Here is a 16,997-nt window from a genome sequence, read left to right as displayed (position 1 = left end):
AATTAATACTAAAAATAGACTGAAATTAATCAGTCTATTTTTTCAAATAAAGAATTTTTTTTAGTTGTTTTTAATTCTCCTGTCGCCATTACTTCTACAAGAATTAAACTCAATACTGCAATCATTACTAGTAAAAATAAGAGATATTGAACTAATTGGTAGTGACCGGTTGTATATGTTATTTTTAATGTCTTCGTGAACATTTGATAAAAAATTAATATTCCACTTGTTCCACCTAACAAAAGTGATAGTCCTAAATTACTCAAACCAGCATCTCTTAAGCGTCTTACATGAATCGTAAGTTGTGGGAAAAATGTTCCTAAGATAAATAGGAAAAATAATAAACGCAGTACCATACTACCAATAAAATTGTAGCCAAACATTATTTGTTCAAATTGATTGAAAAGATAGATTAAAAACAGAAAAAGAATAACGGTCAGCCCCCAAAACAGCTGCATCCACCAAAAATTTCTTCTTGTCGTTCTTCCGCGAAACTCAAAGTAATTTTTGAAATAGTCCTTGAATATACCTGATAATGTCTTTGTCTCTGGTAAATTATTAAATTCTTGAGAAGAATTAATCTCGTATTCCTTGAATTTTAAAGCTCTAGGCGAACTTGGAAATAGGTTAAGTATCAAGAGCACAAGAGTTCCTAGACCAAGGATAAAATTAAGAAAAATAAGTCCCCAAGGTAAATCTGCATCATTTAATCTCCGAACAGTTAGAGCAATGAAGGACAATAAACTTCCAAAGAAATATAGATTAAATATTAATTGAAAGAATGAAGCAAAAGTTTGCCATAAAGTCGTTAGTTGATAAAAATCTAGTAGATTAAAGAAATGATAAGCTTTAAACAAGATGACAAATATTATGATATGAGTTAATAAGGCTGACCAAAAATCTTTACGACTAGTTTTTTTATTAAAAGTGAAAGCTCCCAGCCAAAATTTTTTATAAGCTTGAACCATATTTTACCTCTCTTTTTTAAGATTATTCATAACTTCTTGAATCATCTTCTTCGTCAATGCCATATTTGGTTGGAAAAAGGCAAAGAATATAAATAATGAAATTGATAAATCCAACAAAATAACCCATTTTTGCTAGAAAATCTTGATGAATAAACATTGTAACCAGCCCATAAACTGCAGCTACTCCAAAAACAAGAGCAATCCACCAAGGAAACCTAGCATCACGTAAACGACGAGCTGTCAAACTGATATTAGGAACAAGAATAGCTAGACCAATGAGAGCTGTAACAATAACTATTACTAATGCTCCACCCGTTGGTTTGGCATATAAGTCCGTCACCTGTTGAATAATTTCTTTTTGCGATAGAGTTGCAGATTGGCTCATTATTTTCCCAGCTTTAGGGATTGTCACCATAAAGTTTAAAAAACTGAGAATTGCAAATATGATTGAATTGGTCAAGAAAACCCACCAATAATCCGAACGACTTGAATAAGATTTTAAATCTCCTGTTTTTTTCCAATATTTGATGTATGCTTTAATCATTGTTATTCCTCATTACTTATAATATTATTTACTGACAGAAAGTCAGTTGTTTATTCCAAATTTTTTTATTAAGTAAACTCATATTTTTATTAAAAGATTACTTAAACATTTTTTCAATATTTTTATCTGGAATCACCCACATTGAAAAAATTACGGCTGAACTAACAAGCATAATTACTGGAGCTATAAAATATCCTAATAAAATGCTAACAATATTGAGCACAACGCTTAGGATATTTTTTCTAATCGTTGTCTCAGAAGTTTTACGATGTCCGTTGATTTTCAATAATTCTCTTGTCAAAAGTAGATAAATAAAATTCCCGAAGAAAAAGATAATCACATATCCTAATTCTGGGATAAATGAATTAGGATAGATTGATACCCAGTTAGAAAAAATAGGAATAAGTGATAAGACAAAAAGAAAACTAATATTTATCCATAGAACCTTTCCATTAATTCTTTTGATGCTTTGAAAAAGATGATGATGATTAACCCAGTAAATAGCCAGTATAAAAAAACTTACAAAATAGACACCCAGATGCGGAAGTAAAGCAATAAAACTTTGCAAGCTATCTGAATCTGGACGGACCAATTCTAAAACTAAGACAGTCATGATAATTGCGATGACAGCATCAGTAAATGCTTCTAAACGTGTTTTACTCATTTTTAACTCCTAAATTATAAAATACGACTTCAGTTTTTAAATTACAAACCTCTCCTTTCAGTACTATGGTTGATATCTCATTATAACATATTGAGTTTAATTCATAAAAGAACTTTAACAGAAGTTCTTAATGGTAAAAAATCTAATTTTACTTCATAAATATCTCCTTTGAAGATAAAAAACCCCAATAAATTGAGGCTTCGAATTTATAATAAAAACGCCCTTATCTTATATAGGAGAAGGCGTTTTTATCTATGGCTCTCTGACTTGGAAGTTGGCACATAGTATATGAAGATATTATAGCCTTTTTCAAAAGGCTTGTCAGTAACATTTGCTAACAAATCAAAGAAATTTATCTAAAATCAGTTTTTAAAAATTTATTTTTTGATCTTTTGATTTCTAAGAATTTGGATCAGCATTTCGCATAACATACAGATTATTCCCGCACTGGCACCAACAATACCTATGAACAAGAAAAAATAATTTTGATTATAATGCCCATAAATTGAAAAAAATAAACAGACCAAAATGATTAAAAACCAAATTTTATTTACTTTCACATATACTCCAATATTTTTAATAGTGTAACTACAATTTAATTTTAACATTTATTATTTTTGATATATACACATTTGTGGTTGTATTTTTACACTAATTATGATTTTGTTATCTAAAAGATAAAAAGCCCTGATAAAAATCAAGACTTTTTCTTAATAATATTCGATTTATTTGCTCAATAAACGTTTAGCCTGAGCTAAGGCTTCTTTAGTTAAATCTTCACCAGCAAGCATTTTCGCAATTTCATTTACTCTTTCTTCAAAGTTTAATTTTCTAACTGTTGAAGTAGTAATATCATCGGTTGAAGCTTTTTCAATATAGAATTGTCTATCGGCAATTGCCACAACTTGCGGAAGATGAGAAATTGCAAGAACTTGCCCGTTTCTAGCAATTTTATATATTTTATTAGCAATCGCTTGAGCAACACGGCCAGAAACACCTGTATCAACCTCATCAAAAACAATGGCTGTCTTATTTTCACGTCTTGAAAAGCTTGATTTTATGGCGAGCATTAAACGTGAAAGTTCACCGCCCGAAGCTGTTTTTGCCAGCGGTTTAAATCCTTCTCCCGGATTTGTTTGAATAAAGAATTCAACGTGTTCATTACCATTTGCCGAGAATTTTGCCCCTTCAAAACTAACTTTGAAATCAGCTTTTTCCATATATAACTCAGAAAGTTCATGTTTAATATCATTTTCAACTTCTTTGGCAATTTTATGACGTGCTTCATTGAGCTCACGACTTGCCTCAATAAGTTCTACTTGGGCTACTTTTACCAAATTTTCCAGATTTTCTGAGTCATTTTCTGAACCCGTCAATTCTGAGAGTTCAAGTTGGACTTTTTCTAAATAGTTCATCACATCGGACAGTTCTGGACCATATTTTTTCTTCAAAGTGGTCAAGGTCATAATCCGGTCTTCGATTTGTAAAAGTTCAGCTGGATTAAGTTCTAAATCACTCATGATTCTTTGAATCTGATTAGCAACTTCTTCTAATACATAATAACTTTCAGCTGTCTTGTCAGCAAGTTCTTGATAGTCGTTATCAAAGTTACTAATTTTATCCAATTCTGTCATTGTCGTTCGGATATTATTAAGACTTGAATAATCATTATCTTCATCATCAAGCGCTAGATAAGCACTACTAAGCGAATCAGCAATGTTTTTAATATTATTTAACTTTTCTCGGCGATTAACCAATTGTTCATCTTCTTCAAGATTAATTTCCGCGGTCTCAATTTCTTCAGCTTGAAATTGAAGAATTTCAATTCTTTGAGCAAATTCTTGCTCATTTTTTTGACGTAAATTGAGCTGTTGACGCAAATTTTTGAAGTTTTCAAATTTAAGTTTGTAATCATTTTTTATCACATCAAAGGCTTCGTCACCAAATTCATCAAGTAAACGAAGATGACTTTTCGGATTCATCAATTCTTGACTATCGTGCTGACCATGAATATCAACTAATAATTCACCCACTTGTCTTAACGTAGCTAAATTGACCATTTGACCATTGATTCGACAAACGGAGCGACCATTGGCAAAAATCTCACGTCTTAAAATAATTTCAGAATCTACTTCTTCAAAGCCAAGCTCTAATAATACCGCCTTCAATTCTGGAGTTTTATCAAAGAAAAAGAGGCCTTCTATTTCAGCTTTAGTGGCACCATGACGCACGAAATCGCTTGAAGCACGACCGCCTAACAACAAAGACATTGCATCAATAATTATTGATTTTCCTGCGCCAGTTTCCCCAGTCAAGATAGTCATTCCACTTTCAAATGAAAGATGAATTTCTTCAATGATTGCAAAATTTTTGATTGAAATCTCTTGTAACATCAAATCTCCTTTCTCAAAAATAAATAATAAGGCTATCCATAAGTCAATAACCTTATCTCCCCTTGATTAGGGTCTGATCTTTTATCATTTTACTGCCAGCTTATCAATTATTTTAACATAGTCCTCAGATTATTATAGGACACTTGTCAGTAACTTTAGTATTCTGTCAGTAACTTGTAAAGGTTTTGGGCTTCTTCTTCCATTTCAAAAATCACAAAAACACTATTATCATCTATAATGATTGAAAAGATGTCATCACCATATTCTTCCAAGAGATAATTTTTAACTAGACTTGTAGTCCCAGGATTAGCTAGAATCCATAACATATTATCTTTAATCTTTGCTCCTGTAATAGCATCAAAAGCTAGCGCTTTATGTAAGCTTGATTGCAAAACTTCTTTATTTTTGGGCAAATCATAACGATACCCACCAGATTCAGCTGGCACCTTAATTAGGGCAAGTGATTTAATGTCGCGTGAAACGGTCGCCTGAGTAACATCAATTCCATGTCTTAAAAGGGTGTTGACAAGTTCTTCCTGAGTTTTAATTTCGTTTTCTCGGATAAATTGAGCAATAAAGTTTAATCGGTCTTCTCTTTTCATAGTTCTTCACTTTCTTTTTGTAAAACTGATTCAATATTAATCTGCTGTGCAATTTCTGCTTTTCCATCTTTAAGCAAATGGACAAGAAATTCAACATTTCCAGCGCCACCTTTGATTGGTGAAAAGGTTAAACCTTTTACTGAAAATCCAAGTTGAGTTGCTGTTTTTAAAACTTTTTCAATAGTCGTCTGATGAACTTTAGGATCACGAATAATTCCGTTTTTCCCAACCTGTTCACGCCCTGCTTCAAATTGAGGTTTAATAAGGGCGGCTACTTCTCCATCTTCTTCTAAAATTTCATAGAGTGGCGGTAGTATTAAATCTAAGGAAATAAAACTAACATCTATACTAGTAAAAGATGGTCTGCCTTGTTCAAAGTCAGCTAAAACAGCATTGCGGAAATTAAATTGTTCCATAACAATTACTCGTTCATCAGAGCGAATTTTCCAAGCCAATTGATTCGTTCCAACATCTAAAGCATACACTAATTTAGCCCCATTTTGAAGCATTACATCTGTAAAACCGCCAGTTGATGAGCCAATATCAAGACAAATTTTTCCTTGAATTTCTAAATCAAACTCTTTAAGAGCTTTTTCTAATTTAAGTCCACCTCGACTAACATATCTTAACTTTTCACCTTTAAGACGAAGTTCTGTCCCATCATCAATTTTCTGACCAGGTTTATCGTAACGTTCTCCTGATTTACTATCAACAACTAGACCAGCCATTACTCCTCTTTTGGCCTGCTCTCGTGTGTCAAACAAACCTTGATTCGTGGCAAGTACGTCAATTCTTTCTTTCATTTGTATCTTTCTTTATTATACGTATTTTTTCTAAAAATGTAACCAATAATCATCAAATTTTATATAAAAATTGATTCAGTCCCTTAGATTTAATCTCATCACATCAATTTTTTGCTTTTTACTTCCAAAATCTAGTTCTGTTTCTTTAAATTTTATGTATCCTAATGATTTCCAAAATTTTAAAGCAGCAATATTGACTTCTAATACACCTATTCTCAAACTATTAACACCTAAATTACGAACTTTTTCGACCAAAATTTCATGAACTGCTTTACCTAAGCCCTGATGCCGAACTTCTGGAACAAACTCAAGCAAACCTAGCATAAATTCATCTTTTGTTGGAAAATCTTTCAATAAATCCACAAGGCCAATCAAAACACTCTTATCGTTAAAAATGCCATAGACAAACTTGTCGGATTTATTTTTTTCAGGAGGTAAATCATTCAAAAGGCTCTCACATTCAAGTTGAGGTTTTGACTCTCCGCTCTCAAGAATAGCATAATCACTGGCCTCTTCAAAAAAATTCTCAATGATACTTTTATCATTCTCTATGAGGATTCTAAGTTCAAAATACATTTATTTTACTTCCAATTGCTCAATAATTTTAAAAATTTCAGAGCTGTCAGTAACTGATAAGTCTGTCAGTAATTTTTTAACCTCTGACAAATTTTCTGTCAGTGATTTTTTGGCTCCTTCAAGTCCTAAATGAGCAACGTAAGTTGATTTTTCCTCCAAAACGTCCTTACCTGGTGTTTTACCAAGCTCAGCAAAAGTTGCTGTGACATCTAAAATATCATCTCGAATTTGAAAAGCCAATCCCAAAATTTGCCCCACTTGACGAAGTTTTTCAACTTCATCAGTTGATTTTTGAGCAACAATTCCGGCAGCTACAAACGGAAAAGTTAAAAGTCGTCCAGTTTTCAAGCGATGAATCTGCTCAATTTCAGCTAATGTCAACTCTTTTCCTTCACCAGCCATATCCAAGATTTGCCCCGCAACCATTCCATAAGAACCTGAAGCAAAGGCCAATTCACGCGTCAACGCTACTATTATTTCTGCGGATAAATCAGCAGTTGAAAGGATAAAGAAAGGGTCAAAAAATAAAGTATCACCAGCTAAAATTGCAGTTGCCTCGTCAAATTTCTTGTGATTAGTTAACTGCCCGCGACGATAATCATCATTATCCATTGCTGGTAAGTCATCATGGATTAAAGAACCCGTATGAATCATCTCAAGAGCGGCTGCCACATGATAATGAGCCTTACTCAATTCTAAATCAAAAGCCTCTAATAGGTTTAAAAAAAGGAGAGGGCGAATTCGTTTACCGCCTGCCAATAAAGAATATTTTGCTGATTCGGCTAAGCCAGTTGGAAATTCAGCGCTTTCATAAAATTCAGTTAAAAAGTCATCTAACTTTAGTATCTTCGTATCCATTACCCTAATTATACCAAAATTCACGGCTAAAAACCGTGATGATTTGAGGAAATTTTTTTATTTTTTAAATCCATTCCATTTTTATAATTGAGCCTTTTGCTCACTCATTGCTAATATTCTTGTAATATTTTCACTCGTTCGCTCAATGTTCTTTGCGCCGTCAGCCAAGGCATCTGACAAAGATTGTGCTTGACTCAAAATACCAAAAATTGCGGTCATTCCTTCCTCATAAAGAACCTCTGCTCCATCCCCGATATATCCTGCCAAAGCAAAGCAAGGTTTCTTGTATTTTTTAGCAATTCTACAGACGCCATAAGGTGCTTTACCAAATTTTGTCTGATAATCCATTCCACCTTCACCTGTAAATACATAATCAGCTTCTTTAATTTTATCTTCTAAATATATCGTTTGTGCAACAAGCTCAATTCCTAATTGCATTTTAGCATTGGTAAAAGCAAGCAAACCTGCCCCCAAACCACCTGCTGCCCCAGCTCCCGGTTTATTATTAACATCTTTTCCCAAATCATTATGAACAATTTCTGCATAATGCTTCAAGTTTTCATCCAATATTTTGACCACTTCCTCAGTTGCTCCCTTTTGTGGTCCGAAAACATAAGAAGCACCATTATTTCCGGTTAAAGGATTGGTGACGTCAGTAGCAATTAATATTTCAATTCCTTCTACTCTTGGGTCAAAATCACTCATATCAATTGTTCTGACTTCTTTAAGAAAACCTCCACCAAGCGGAATTTCTTCTTGGTCTTTATTTAAAAACTTAGCTCCCAAAGCACGAGCCATTCCAGATCCCCCATCATTAGTTGCACTTCCACCAATGCCAATGATGATTTTATCTACTCCTTCATCTATTGCAGCCTTAATTAATTGTCCTGTTCCATAGGTTGATGTAATCAATGGATTTCTATCTTCCAAAGCAACCAATTCCAGACCATTTGCCTTTGCCATCTCAATGACTGCCGTATCTGAGTTTCCCAAAATACCAAAATAGGCCTCTACATTTGTATTTGCAAATGAACCTTGTACTTTTTTATATACCCGTCGTCCACCCGTTGCATCAATCAAAGCATCTGTTGTTCCCTCACCACCATCAGCCATTGGCATAGAAATTATTTCAGCCTTAGGAAAAACTTTTTTAATTCCTTTTTCCATTGCTTGACAAACTTCCAGCGCACTCAAACTTTCTTTGAAAGAATCTGGCGCTAATACAAATTTTTTCTTCATTTAATCCACTCTTTCTATAAAAGACTTGACCACAACTCTATCTACTATTAGTATATAATAAATAAGATTGATATTAGAATAATAGGCTTTTTTGTCAGTAAAATTTTGTTTAAAATAAAAAAACCTTGAAAAAATCAAAGTTCTTTTATTTTAGTAGTCTTTCTGCTCTGGAGAGAAATCACTCTCCTGATCATTTTTTCCAACTATTTTTACTAATGTTTCTTCCGCTTCATTGAGTGTTTTTTTCAAAGTTTCTGAAATTTTCATTCCTTTTTGAAATTCAGCAATAGCATCTTCCAAGGCTACATCACCAGATTCCAACTTACGAACAATATTTTCTAACTCTGCCAAATTATCTTCAAATTTGACATCTTCTTTTTTTGTTACCATTATTTTACCTCCACTATTACTTTTCCATCAGTCAATTCAACACCTAAAGTCTGACCTTTTTTCACATCACTTACGGATTTAATAATATTTCCCTTTTCGTCAGTAACAAGGGAGAAACCACGCGCTTTTATTTTTGAGATATCTAATAAAAGTAATGACTGATAAAGTTGCTCCGTCTTATTCTTCTTAGCTTCAACTATCTTTCCGTAAGTCGGAATTAATTTCCCAGCTGACAATTCATAACGGTGTTTCATATTTGCAACTTTATTTTCCGTCAGCACTGACAAACGTTCACACAGACGGTCAAGTTTTTGTAAGTGTCCATCGTACAAGCGTTCTGGCTGTCTAAAAACTACTGACTGGCTTAATTTATCTACTCGTTCACGTCTTATTTTAATTAAATGTGTTAAGCGGTTAAAAAGTCGTTTTTCCTGCTCATTCGCCCAATTTATTAAATCAACCTTCGTATTTGGTGTTGCTAATTCGGCTGCTGCTGTTGGAGTCGCTGCACGACTATCAGCAACAAAATCGGCTAAAGTCACATCTGTTTCATGTCCAACTGATGAAATAATTGGAATACGTGATTCAAAAATTGCTCGAACCACAATTTCTTCATTAAATCCCCATAAATCTTCGATAGAACCACCACCACGACCAATAATCATGACATCAAAATCACCACGTTGATTAGCTCGACGGATATTTCCAGCAATTTCTTCAGCCGAACCTTGTCCTTGAACTTTTGTCGGATAAAGAACGATTTGACTCATCGGAAAACGACGTTGAACCGTCGTAATAATATCTCGAATGACCGCTCCTGACGGGCTAGTCACCACAGCTATTTTCTTAGAAAATTGTGGCAAAGTTTGTTTCCAACGTTGTTCAAATAGCCCTTCAGCAGTCAGTTTTTTCTTCAACTGTTCAAACTTAACCGCAAGAGCTCCAACGCCATCTGGAACTAAACTTTCAATATTTATAGAATAAGAGCCAGAAGGTGGATAAATACTGATTCGACCGACAGCCAAAACTTTCATCCCCTCTTCTAATTCAAAGTCTAATTTGCGAAATTGTCCCGCCCACATCGTAGCTTGAATCACAGCGTCCTCATCTTTAAGTGCAAAATATTGATGATTTGGTCTTCTTCTAAAATTTGAAATTTCTCCTGTCAAATAAACTCGTTCAAGATATGGATCACGGTCAAATTTCGCTTTTAAATATTTTGTTAAGGTTGATACTGATAAATATTCTGTCATTCCCTCACTCTTTAGTTCTTAATTAAACATTTTACTAATCATTCTGTTAGTAAAATTTCTACTGCTAAAATCGAAAAAAAGTAAAAAGTTTATTCTGAAAAAATTTCTAACTTAAAAATAAGTTCTTAGAAATTGCTATAAACTTAGTTACTCTTTTATAAATTAACTATTTATTTTCATTCATTTTTCTACTTGCTGCACGAACTGTCTGTTCCATGAGCATTGTAATCGTCATCGGACCAACTCCACCAGGTACAGGGGTAATCAAACTTGCAACATCTTTTACTTCATCAAAATCAACATCACCATGAAGTTTTCCATTTTCATCACGGTTCATCCCAACATCAATTACAACAGCACCTTCTTTGACATCCTCAGCTTTAATCATCCGGTCACGGCCAATAGCAACCACCAAAACATCAGCGTCCTTAGTCAATTCGCGCAAGTTTTCTGTTTTTGAATGAGCAATTGTCACAGTAGCATCAGCCATCATTAATAATTGCGCCATTGGTTTGCCGACGATATTTGACCGACCAATCACAACTGCACGTTTACCAGAAAGTTCCACGTTATATTCACGGAACATTTCCATAATGCCGGCTGGAGTTGAAGGAATCATCAAAGGATTTCCAGACCACAAACGCCCCATATTCATTGGGTGAAAACCATCCACATCTTTTTCTGGATCAATCGCTAGTAAAACTTTTTCTTCAGAAATATGTTCTGGCAATGGCAATTGTACCAAAATACCATGCCATTGTTCCGACTGATTATACTGTTCAATTAAATCTAACAGTTCTTGTTCTGACACTGTTTCTGGTAGACGAACCACACTAGAATTTAAACCAATTGCTGTGGCTTGTCGTGCTTTATTTCGGACATAAATTTGACTCGCAGGATCTTCGCCCACAAGAATAACGGCAAGACCTGGAACATTGTCCGCTTCTTTTAATTTATCGACTTTAACTTTCAATTCAGCTTGCATTTTAGCAGCAAGAGCTTTTCCATCTATCAAGTTCATAGAACTATTATATCATAAGCTAACATTCAACTTCTAATCATCAAAATTATTTTTCCTCTCTTTATTTTAAATTGTTCGTAAATTTTATTAAAGAAAAATTAAAAAGAAACTTCTTTCCAAAGAAAAGAAGTCCTTAATCAAAATACACTACTCAAAACCTTTTTTTATATTTAACTTTTCCAATAGTTAACGTTGCCACTAAGCCTAATCCCAATTCTGCTAATACTAAACTTAAATCGTCATCAGCACCTGTTTTGGGGAGCTCTTCTTTCGTTACAGTTGGTACAAGTTTAAAGCTCGTTGCGCTTAATGAACTTGGACTACCTGATACATTGGAAATTAAAGTCGAAACTTTTGCTCCATTCGAAAGTATATTGGAGTCACTCAAGTTATTTAGTTTCATTTCTGAAGTATACGAACTATTAGAAGTTAGACTTGAGCCATTTTTATCATTAGATTGTAGATTTGAATTAGTCAACATACTTGAAGATGTTGTTGAACCACTTGACTCAGATGAAGTCAAACTTGCACTACTTGATTCATTTGAACTCAGACTCGAATTACTTGAATTTTCAGAAGATGAACTTGTAGTACTAGTTTGACCAGTGTTTGAATTTGAATCACTTGTCCCACCAGAACTTGTGATACTACCTTCGCTTAAACTTAAGCTTGAAGCACTTGAACCTTCTGAGCTTGAACTTGAGCCATTTACTCCAGCTGAACTCGATTGACTTGAGTCTACCGAAGATGAACTGGCAACACTACTTTCACTAGAATTTGAACTCGAAACGCTTGAACTTGAAGCACTCGAATCTTCTGAGCTTGAGCTTGAACTATTTACTCCAGCTGAACTTGTTTGAATTGAGTCTATCGAAGAGGAACTGGCAGTACTACTTTCGCTTGAATTTAAGCTTGAAACACTCGAACCCTCTGAGTTTGAACTTGAGCCATTTACTCCAGCTGAACTTGACTGACTTGAGTCTACCGAAGATGAACTGGCAATACTACTTTCGCTGGAATTTGAACTTGAAGCACTCGAATCTTCTGAGCTTGAACTTGAACTACTTACTCCAGCAGAACTTGTTTGACTTGAGTCTATCGAAGAGGAACTGGCAGTACTACTTTCGCTTGAATTTAAGGTTGAAACACTTGAACCCTCTGAGTTTGAACTTGAGCTATTTACTCCAGCAGAACTTGTTTGAATTGAGTCTATCGAAGAGGAACTGACAATACTACTTTCACTGGAATTTGAACTTGAAGCACTCGAATCTTCTGAGCTGGAATTTGAACTCGAAATGCTTGAACCTTCTGAGTTTGAATTTGAACTATTTGATCCAGCAGAACTTGTTTGACTTGAATCTACCGAGGATGAACTTGTGACACTACCTTCACTGGAATTTGAACTTGAAGTACTTGAACCTTCTGAGCTTGAACTTGAAGCATTAGAAGTCGAACTTGAAGTATTTGCTTCACTAGAATTAGAACTCGTGTTGCTTGATACATTTGAAGATGAAGTTGAACTACTAGCTGGACTTGATGAAGAACTGGCACTACTGCTTGATTGGCTACTATTAGCACTAGAATTTGGATTAACTGTTGAAGCACCAACACTTGGAGTTAAAGAATTGATAATTGTCGTTATTCCATTAAGTGCATTATTAACGAAATTATTAATATTATTTTGTATTTGACTAATAGTGTTCGAAAGACCATTTTCGATAGCTCCAAGACCTGGTAAATTATTTACAATCCCCGTCGCACTTTCAACAATATTATTGATCGCATTTTGCAACTGATCGAGCACTTGGTTAAGAATATCCGAAGCACCAGCAGGAAGATTACCAAGTGAGTTTAGACTATTTTGAACCGTGTTCTCAATCGTGGCTAAGGCTGTTGAACCAAGGCTTGTAAGATTACCCAAACTATTATTTACTTGGTCAAGAAGGCTGGAAACTCCCGTTAAATTCGCAACTTCACCCAAAGATGCTCCAGTAAGATTATTTAATATTGGGCTTAAAACATTATTAACTGTAGTACCTACAAGAGGAATATTACTAATAGTTGGAGATAATTGACTCCAAGCAATTTGACCTACTCGATTAATCGTTGAATTAACAACTAAACCAGCCAAGTAGTTGACAAGATCATTTCCTTGAAGGGATACAAGTGTGTCTAAATCAAAATTAACACCACCCAAGGCATTGGAAGTTGTGGTATTAAGTTGATTAACAATCCCACTTGTTACAGTACTTATTGTACTAAGTACTGGGCTTAACACTAGATTTGCCCCTGGAATACTTGAAAGTCCTGGAATCGTTGGATTTTCAAGAAAAGTAAGCATTGCAGCAGGGCTCATTGATGGGATAGCATTAAATGCCGCCACAATCTGCCCACCAACTAATGGAATTTGGCTAACATCTAAACCTGCTGATTTCATTCCATTTAATAGAAAAGCTCCAGGATTAGCAGCTGCTTCTTGAAGGTTTCCTACTACATCAACAATTTGTCCAATTGTACTTAAAGTACCGGAAGCTGTACTCATTCCTGGAATGTTAAGTTCAGTAAGTGTGTTTAAAATATTTGTTAAACCACTAATTCCTACTGTAGAAATTGCTTGATTTACAAGATCTCCGAGTGTTGTATTAAGAATGACTGAATTACTTGTTTTAGCAGGTGCAGCTGCAGCTAGCACCTGAGTAAGCATTGGCACCATAGATGAATTAGTCGCTAGAATAGCTGTAAAAGAAGCGACAGCAGCACTTGAAGCATTAGCCATACTATTTTCCGCAAGATTCATTTCCAAACTTTGAGAAGTTGATACAATACCACTAGCAATTGCTGAACTTTCACTTAAAACTACTGATGAACTTGTTGAACTTTGAGAGCTCACTGCCGAATCGACGCTTTCTGCATCATTAGAAGAACTTAAAATAGAATTGCTATCATTTGATGAACTTGAATCTGCGAGCGATACGATACTGTTCGTAGGACTTTGAATAACTGCTGTACTTGTCGTATTTTGGCTTTCATTAATTGAGTTGCTACTATCTGACACATTTGAAGTTATTCCCTCAGTATCAGTTCCTACTGTGTTAGCCAGTGAATTATTAGAACTTTGGTCACTAGCCTGTTCATAAGCAACTTGATTTTGACTAGCAGCTGCATCACTATTTGTCGATAAAGCTAGTGCTGAATAACTGATTACCTCAGTAATACCACTAATTTGCTGATTACTTTCAACTGCTGTGTCTGCTTTCACATTTTGATCAGTAATCCTTCCGGAAACAATAATTAAAGCTAATGCTGAAGTAGTGAATAACCAACTTTTCCCTGATTTCCAAGTTCGAAAATGAGATTTGGAAGTAACAGTAGTCACTACTGGTCGTATTTTTTTCATTTGTTCTCTCCTTGCCGATCCTTTTTTATAGAGTATCGGTATGAATATATATCATAATATCATATTCAAGTCACAAAAGAAACCCTTTAGTTATTATTTTGTAACATTTATAGAATACAGCTTTTTTCCTTGACTTCGACAGTTTACAATTGTAAACTGTATATAGATAACTCAAAGCATTCATTTAGGAGGAAAATATGTCAAATAAAACTCATTTATCTAATCACGATGAAATGATGAATATGGAGCACGAAAACCATGAGATGCATGACATGCACAATATGGATAATATGCATGATATGGATATGATGAATCATGGAGGACACATGATGCATATGGGTGATATGAGTAAAAAGCTCAAAGTTGCTATCATTCTAATGATTCCGCTTCTACTCATTTCACCAATCGCTGGCTTTACTATACTTAAATTTCCCGGTAGTGAAATTTTGCAGCTCGTCCTTGGTACAATTATCTTCTTTTACTCTGGGACTCCTTTTTTTAGCGGAGCAAAAGGTGAATTAAAAAGCCGTAAGCCAGCCATGATGATGCTGATCACAATGGGAATTACCGTTGCTTATGCTTATTCTGTTTACGCCACAATCATGAGTCTTAATGGACATATGGGTATGAACTTTTGGTTTGAACTGGCAACTTTAATTGTCATTATGTTGATTGGTCACCTCATTGAGATGAAAGCAATCATGGGTGCTGGCGATGCATTGAAAGATTTAGCAAGCCTTGTACCCAAAAAAGCTCATTTAAAAAGTGGTAAGGATGTGGAGCTTTCAGAACTAAAAGTTGGCGATTTACTTTTAGTGAAAGAAAATGAAAAAATTCCTGCAGATGGCCTTATATTAAGTGATGCGCTCGTTGATGAATCAATGATTACTGGTGAAAGCCGAGCAGTCAATAAAAAAACGAATGACCATGTTTATGGTGGCTCCCTCAATCAAAACCAACCATTTGAGATGAAAGTCACAACCCTTGGAAAAGATTCATTTCTCAATCAAGTGGCCGAATTAGTCAAGAAAGCCCAAGCTCAAAAATCTAATTTGGAAAATATGGCAGACAGAGTGGCTGGTTACCTCTTCTATGCTGCACTTATTGTTGGTATCTTTTCATTAGTTTTTTGGACAATTAGTTCTAACTTTAGTTTTGCTCTACTTCTTGCGGTTTCTGTTTTTGTAATTGCCTGTCCACACGCTTTAGGTCTAGCGGTTCCACTTGTTGTTTCTCGCCTAACCAGTATTTCTGCTAAAAATGGTTTATTAATTCAAAACAGAACTTCTCTAGAAAAAATAAATACAATTAAATATGCCTTAATGGATAAAACGGGAACATTAACTGACGGTAAGTTTATTGTTCGTAATGTTATTGATTTTACTGATGAAACAGACATTCTCCAAATCATGGCAGCACTTGAAGGAAGTTCCACTCACCCGATTGCTCAATCAATCGTTTCAGCTGCTAAACCTCTTGAAACTCTAAAAGTTGAAGCGGTTGAAAATATTCCAGGAGTTGGGATTAAAGGGCAAGTTAATCAAAACTTTTATCAAATTGTTAACTATAAATATCTTCGTGAAAATCAACTTTCTTATGATGAAAAAAAGATTGCTCAATATTTAGATTTAGGTTTAACTGTATCTTTCCTAATCAATGAACAACAAGATGTTTTAGGATTTATTGCCTTAGGAGATTCTCCTAAAGCAGACGCGAAAGCCTTTATTAATGGTTTATTAGCCCAAGGAATTACCCCTGTTATGCTCACGGGTGATAATAAAGAAACTGCTCAAAAAATTGCTAGTGCACTAAATATTCCCGAATTTAGAGCGGAATTAAAACCTGAAGATAAAGCAGAAATTGTGAAAGAGTACCAAAAGAAAGCCGGCGTGCTTTTCATTGGTGATGGTGTCAATGATTCCCCAGCTCTTGCAACTGCTACGATTGGTTTTGCGATTGGAGCAGGAACTTCGGTTGCTATCAGTACCGCTGATGTCGTCCTAGTTAACTCCAATCCAAGTGACGTCTTGGATATGATTAATATCTCCAAACGCATGCTTAGAAAAATGAAACAAAACCTCTGGTTTGGAGCAGGCTATAACATTATTGCTATTCCTGTTGCAGCGGGTATTCTTTATCCATTTACAGGGATTTATATTGACCCTCTCATTGCAGCAGTCCTGATGTCAATCTCAACCGTGATTGTATCAATCAACGCGATGGGATTGAGGTATGATAAAAAATAGAAGAGCACATGCTCTTCTATTTTTTTCATACTAATTATGAAAC

General features: G+C 34.8%; 14 protein-coding genes. 1 reads left to right on the top strand and 13 read right to left on the bottom strand.

Annotated elements, in window-relative coordinates; translation table 11 throughout:
• Positions 1-29 precede the first annotated feature (29 nt).
• The 13 genes from QJV49_RS12085 to QJV49_RS12025 form a co-directional block, all read right to left on the bottom strand.
• Entirely contained in the window at positions 30-968 is a 939-nt protein-coding gene (locus QJV49_RS12085; protein WP_225512242.1) for a DUF805 domain-containing protein, read from the bottom strand.
• Positions 969-990: 22 nt separating this feature from the next.
• The gene (locus QJV49_RS12080) at positions 991-1,512 is read right to left on the bottom strand and encodes a DUF805 domain-containing protein (RefSeq protein WP_225512243.1); all 522 of its coding nucleotides are present in this window, start codon (positions 1,510-1,512) and stop codon (positions 991-993) included.
• Between the two features lie 97 nt (positions 1,513-1,609).
• Entirely contained in the window at positions 1,610-2,176 is a 567-nt protein-coding gene (locus tag QJV49_RS12075; protein WP_225512244.1) for a TMEM175 family protein, read from the bottom strand.
• A 725-nt stretch (positions 2,177-2,901) separates the two neighbouring features.
• Positions 2,902-4,569 (bottom strand): DNA repair protein RecN, encoded by a 1,668-nt coding sequence (recN, locus tag QJV49_RS12070; protein WP_225512245.1) that lies wholly within the window; start codon positions 4,567-4,569, stop codon positions 2,902-2,904.
• 155 nt (positions 4,570-4,724) lie between these two features.
• Positions 4,725-5,171, bottom strand: coding sequence for an arginine repressor (locus QJV49_RS12065; RefSeq protein WP_225512246.1), 447 nt, complete (start codon positions 5,169-5,171; stop codon positions 4,725-4,727).
• Positions 5,168-5,974, bottom strand: coding sequence for a TlyA family RNA methyltransferase (locus QJV49_RS12060; protein ID WP_225512247.1), 807 nt, complete (start codon positions 5,972-5,974; stop codon positions 5,168-5,170). The genes QJV49_RS12065 and QJV49_RS12060 overlap by 4 nt, the downstream gene beginning before the upstream one ends.
• Before the next feature lie 75 nt (positions 5,975-6,049).
• Positions 6,050-6,550 (bottom strand): N-acetyltransferase, encoded by a 501-nt coding sequence (locus tag QJV49_RS12055; protein WP_225512248.1) that lies wholly within the window; start codon positions 6,548-6,550, stop codon positions 6,050-6,052.
• A complete protein-coding gene (locus QJV49_RS12050; RefSeq protein WP_225512249.1) occupies positions 6,551-7,408 on the bottom strand; it encodes a polyprenyl synthetase family protein in 858 nt (285 codons plus the stop codon).
• Positions 7,409-7,489: 81 nt separating this feature from the next.
• Positions 7,490-8,647: a glycerate kinase gene (locus QJV49_RS12045; RefSeq protein ID WP_225512250.1), complete on the bottom strand. Its 1,158-nt coding sequence runs from the start codon at positions 8,645-8,647 to the stop codon at positions 7,490-7,492.
• Between the two features lie 150 nt (positions 8,648-8,797).
• Positions 8,798-9,037, bottom strand: coding sequence for an exodeoxyribonuclease VII small subunit (locus tag QJV49_RS12040; protein WP_225512251.1), 240 nt, complete (start codon positions 9,035-9,037; stop codon positions 8,798-8,800).
• The gene (xseA, locus tag QJV49_RS12035) at positions 9,037-10,290 is read right to left on the bottom strand and encodes an exodeoxyribonuclease VII large subunit (protein WP_225512252.1); all 1,254 of its coding nucleotides are present in this window, start codon (positions 10,288-10,290) and stop codon (positions 9,037-9,039) included. Before xseA ends, QJV49_RS12040 begins: the two co-directional genes overlap by 1 nt.
• Positions 10,291-10,456: 166 nt before the next feature.
• Complete coding sequence (locus tag QJV49_RS12030) at positions 10,457-11,311, bottom strand: bifunctional methylenetetrahydrofolate dehydrogenase/methenyltetrahydrofolate cyclohydrolase (RefSeq protein WP_225512253.1); 855 nt, start codon at positions 11,309-11,311, stop codon at positions 10,457-10,459.
• A gap of 151 nt (positions 11,312-11,462) precedes the next feature.
• Entirely contained in the window at positions 11,463-14,708 is a 3,246-nt protein-coding gene (locus tag QJV49_RS12025; RefSeq protein WP_225512254.1) for a KxYKxGKxW signal peptide domain-containing protein, read from the bottom strand.
• 197 nt (positions 14,709-14,905) lie between these two features.
• On the opposite strand from QJV49_RS12025, the gene QJV49_RS12020 reads away from it, so the two are divergent.
• Entirely contained in the window at positions 14,906-16,954 is a 2,049-nt protein-coding gene (locus QJV49_RS12020; protein ID WP_225512255.1) for a heavy metal translocating P-type ATPase, read from the top strand.
• Positions 16,955-16,997 lie beyond the last annotated feature (43 nt).

It is taken from the genome of Lactococcus sp. NH2-7C (assembly GCF_029953655.1).
GTDB lineage: Bacteria > Bacillota > Bacilli > Lactobacillales > Streptococcaceae > Lactococcus > Lactococcus lactis.
This window is presented reverse-complemented; position numbering and strand designations above follow the sequence as displayed.

Coding starts and splice junctions, on each gene's coding strand:
- QJV49_RS12080 (WP_225512243.1), bottom strand. CDS start 1,512: ATGATTAAAGCATACATCAAATATTGGAAAAAAACAGGAGATTTAAAA.
- xseA (WP_225512252.1), bottom strand. CDS start 10,290: ATGACAGAATATTTATCAGTATCAACCTTAACAAAATATTTAAAAGCG.
- recN (WP_225512245.1), bottom strand. CDS start 4,569: ATGTTACAAGAGATTTCAATCAAAAATTTTGCAATCATTGAAGAAATT.
- QJV49_RS12020 (WP_225512255.1), top strand. CDS start 14,906: ATGTCAAATAAAACTCATTTATCTAATCACGATGAAATGATGAATATG.
- QJV49_RS12045 (WP_225512250.1), bottom strand. CDS start 8,647: ATGAAGAAAAAATTTGTATTAGCGCCAGATTCTTTCAAAGAAAGTTTG.
- QJV49_RS12030 (WP_225512253.1), bottom strand. CDS start 11,311: ATGAACTTGATAGATGGAAAAGCTCTTGCTGCTAAAATGCAAGCTGAA.
- QJV49_RS12085 (WP_225512242.1), bottom strand. CDS start 968: ATGGTTCAAGCTTATAAAAAATTTTGGCTGGGAGCTTTCACTTTTAAT.
- QJV49_RS12025 (WP_225512254.1), bottom strand. CDS start 14,708: ATGAAAAAAATACGACCAGTAGTGACTACTGTTACTTCCAAATCTCAT.
- QJV49_RS12065 (WP_225512246.1), bottom strand. CDS start 5,171: ATGAAAAGAGAAGACCGATTAAACTTTATTGCTCAATTTATCCGAGAA.
- QJV49_RS12055 (WP_225512248.1), bottom strand. CDS start 6,550: ATGTATTTTGAACTTAGAATCCTCATAGAGAATGATAAAAGTATCATT.
- QJV49_RS12075 (WP_225512244.1), bottom strand. CDS start 2,176: ATGAGTAAAACACGTTTAGAAGCATTTACTGATGCTGTCATCGCAATT.
- QJV49_RS12050 (WP_225512249.1), bottom strand. CDS start 7,408: ATGGATACGAAGATACTAAAGTTAGATGACTTTTTAACTGAATTTTAT.
- QJV49_RS12040 (WP_225512251.1), bottom strand. CDS start 9,037: ATGGTAACAAAAAAAGAAGATGTCAAATTTGAAGATAATTTGGCAGAG.
- QJV49_RS12060 (WP_225512247.1), bottom strand. CDS start 5,974: ATGAAAGAAAGAATTGACGTACTTGCCACGAATCAAGGTTTGTTTGAC.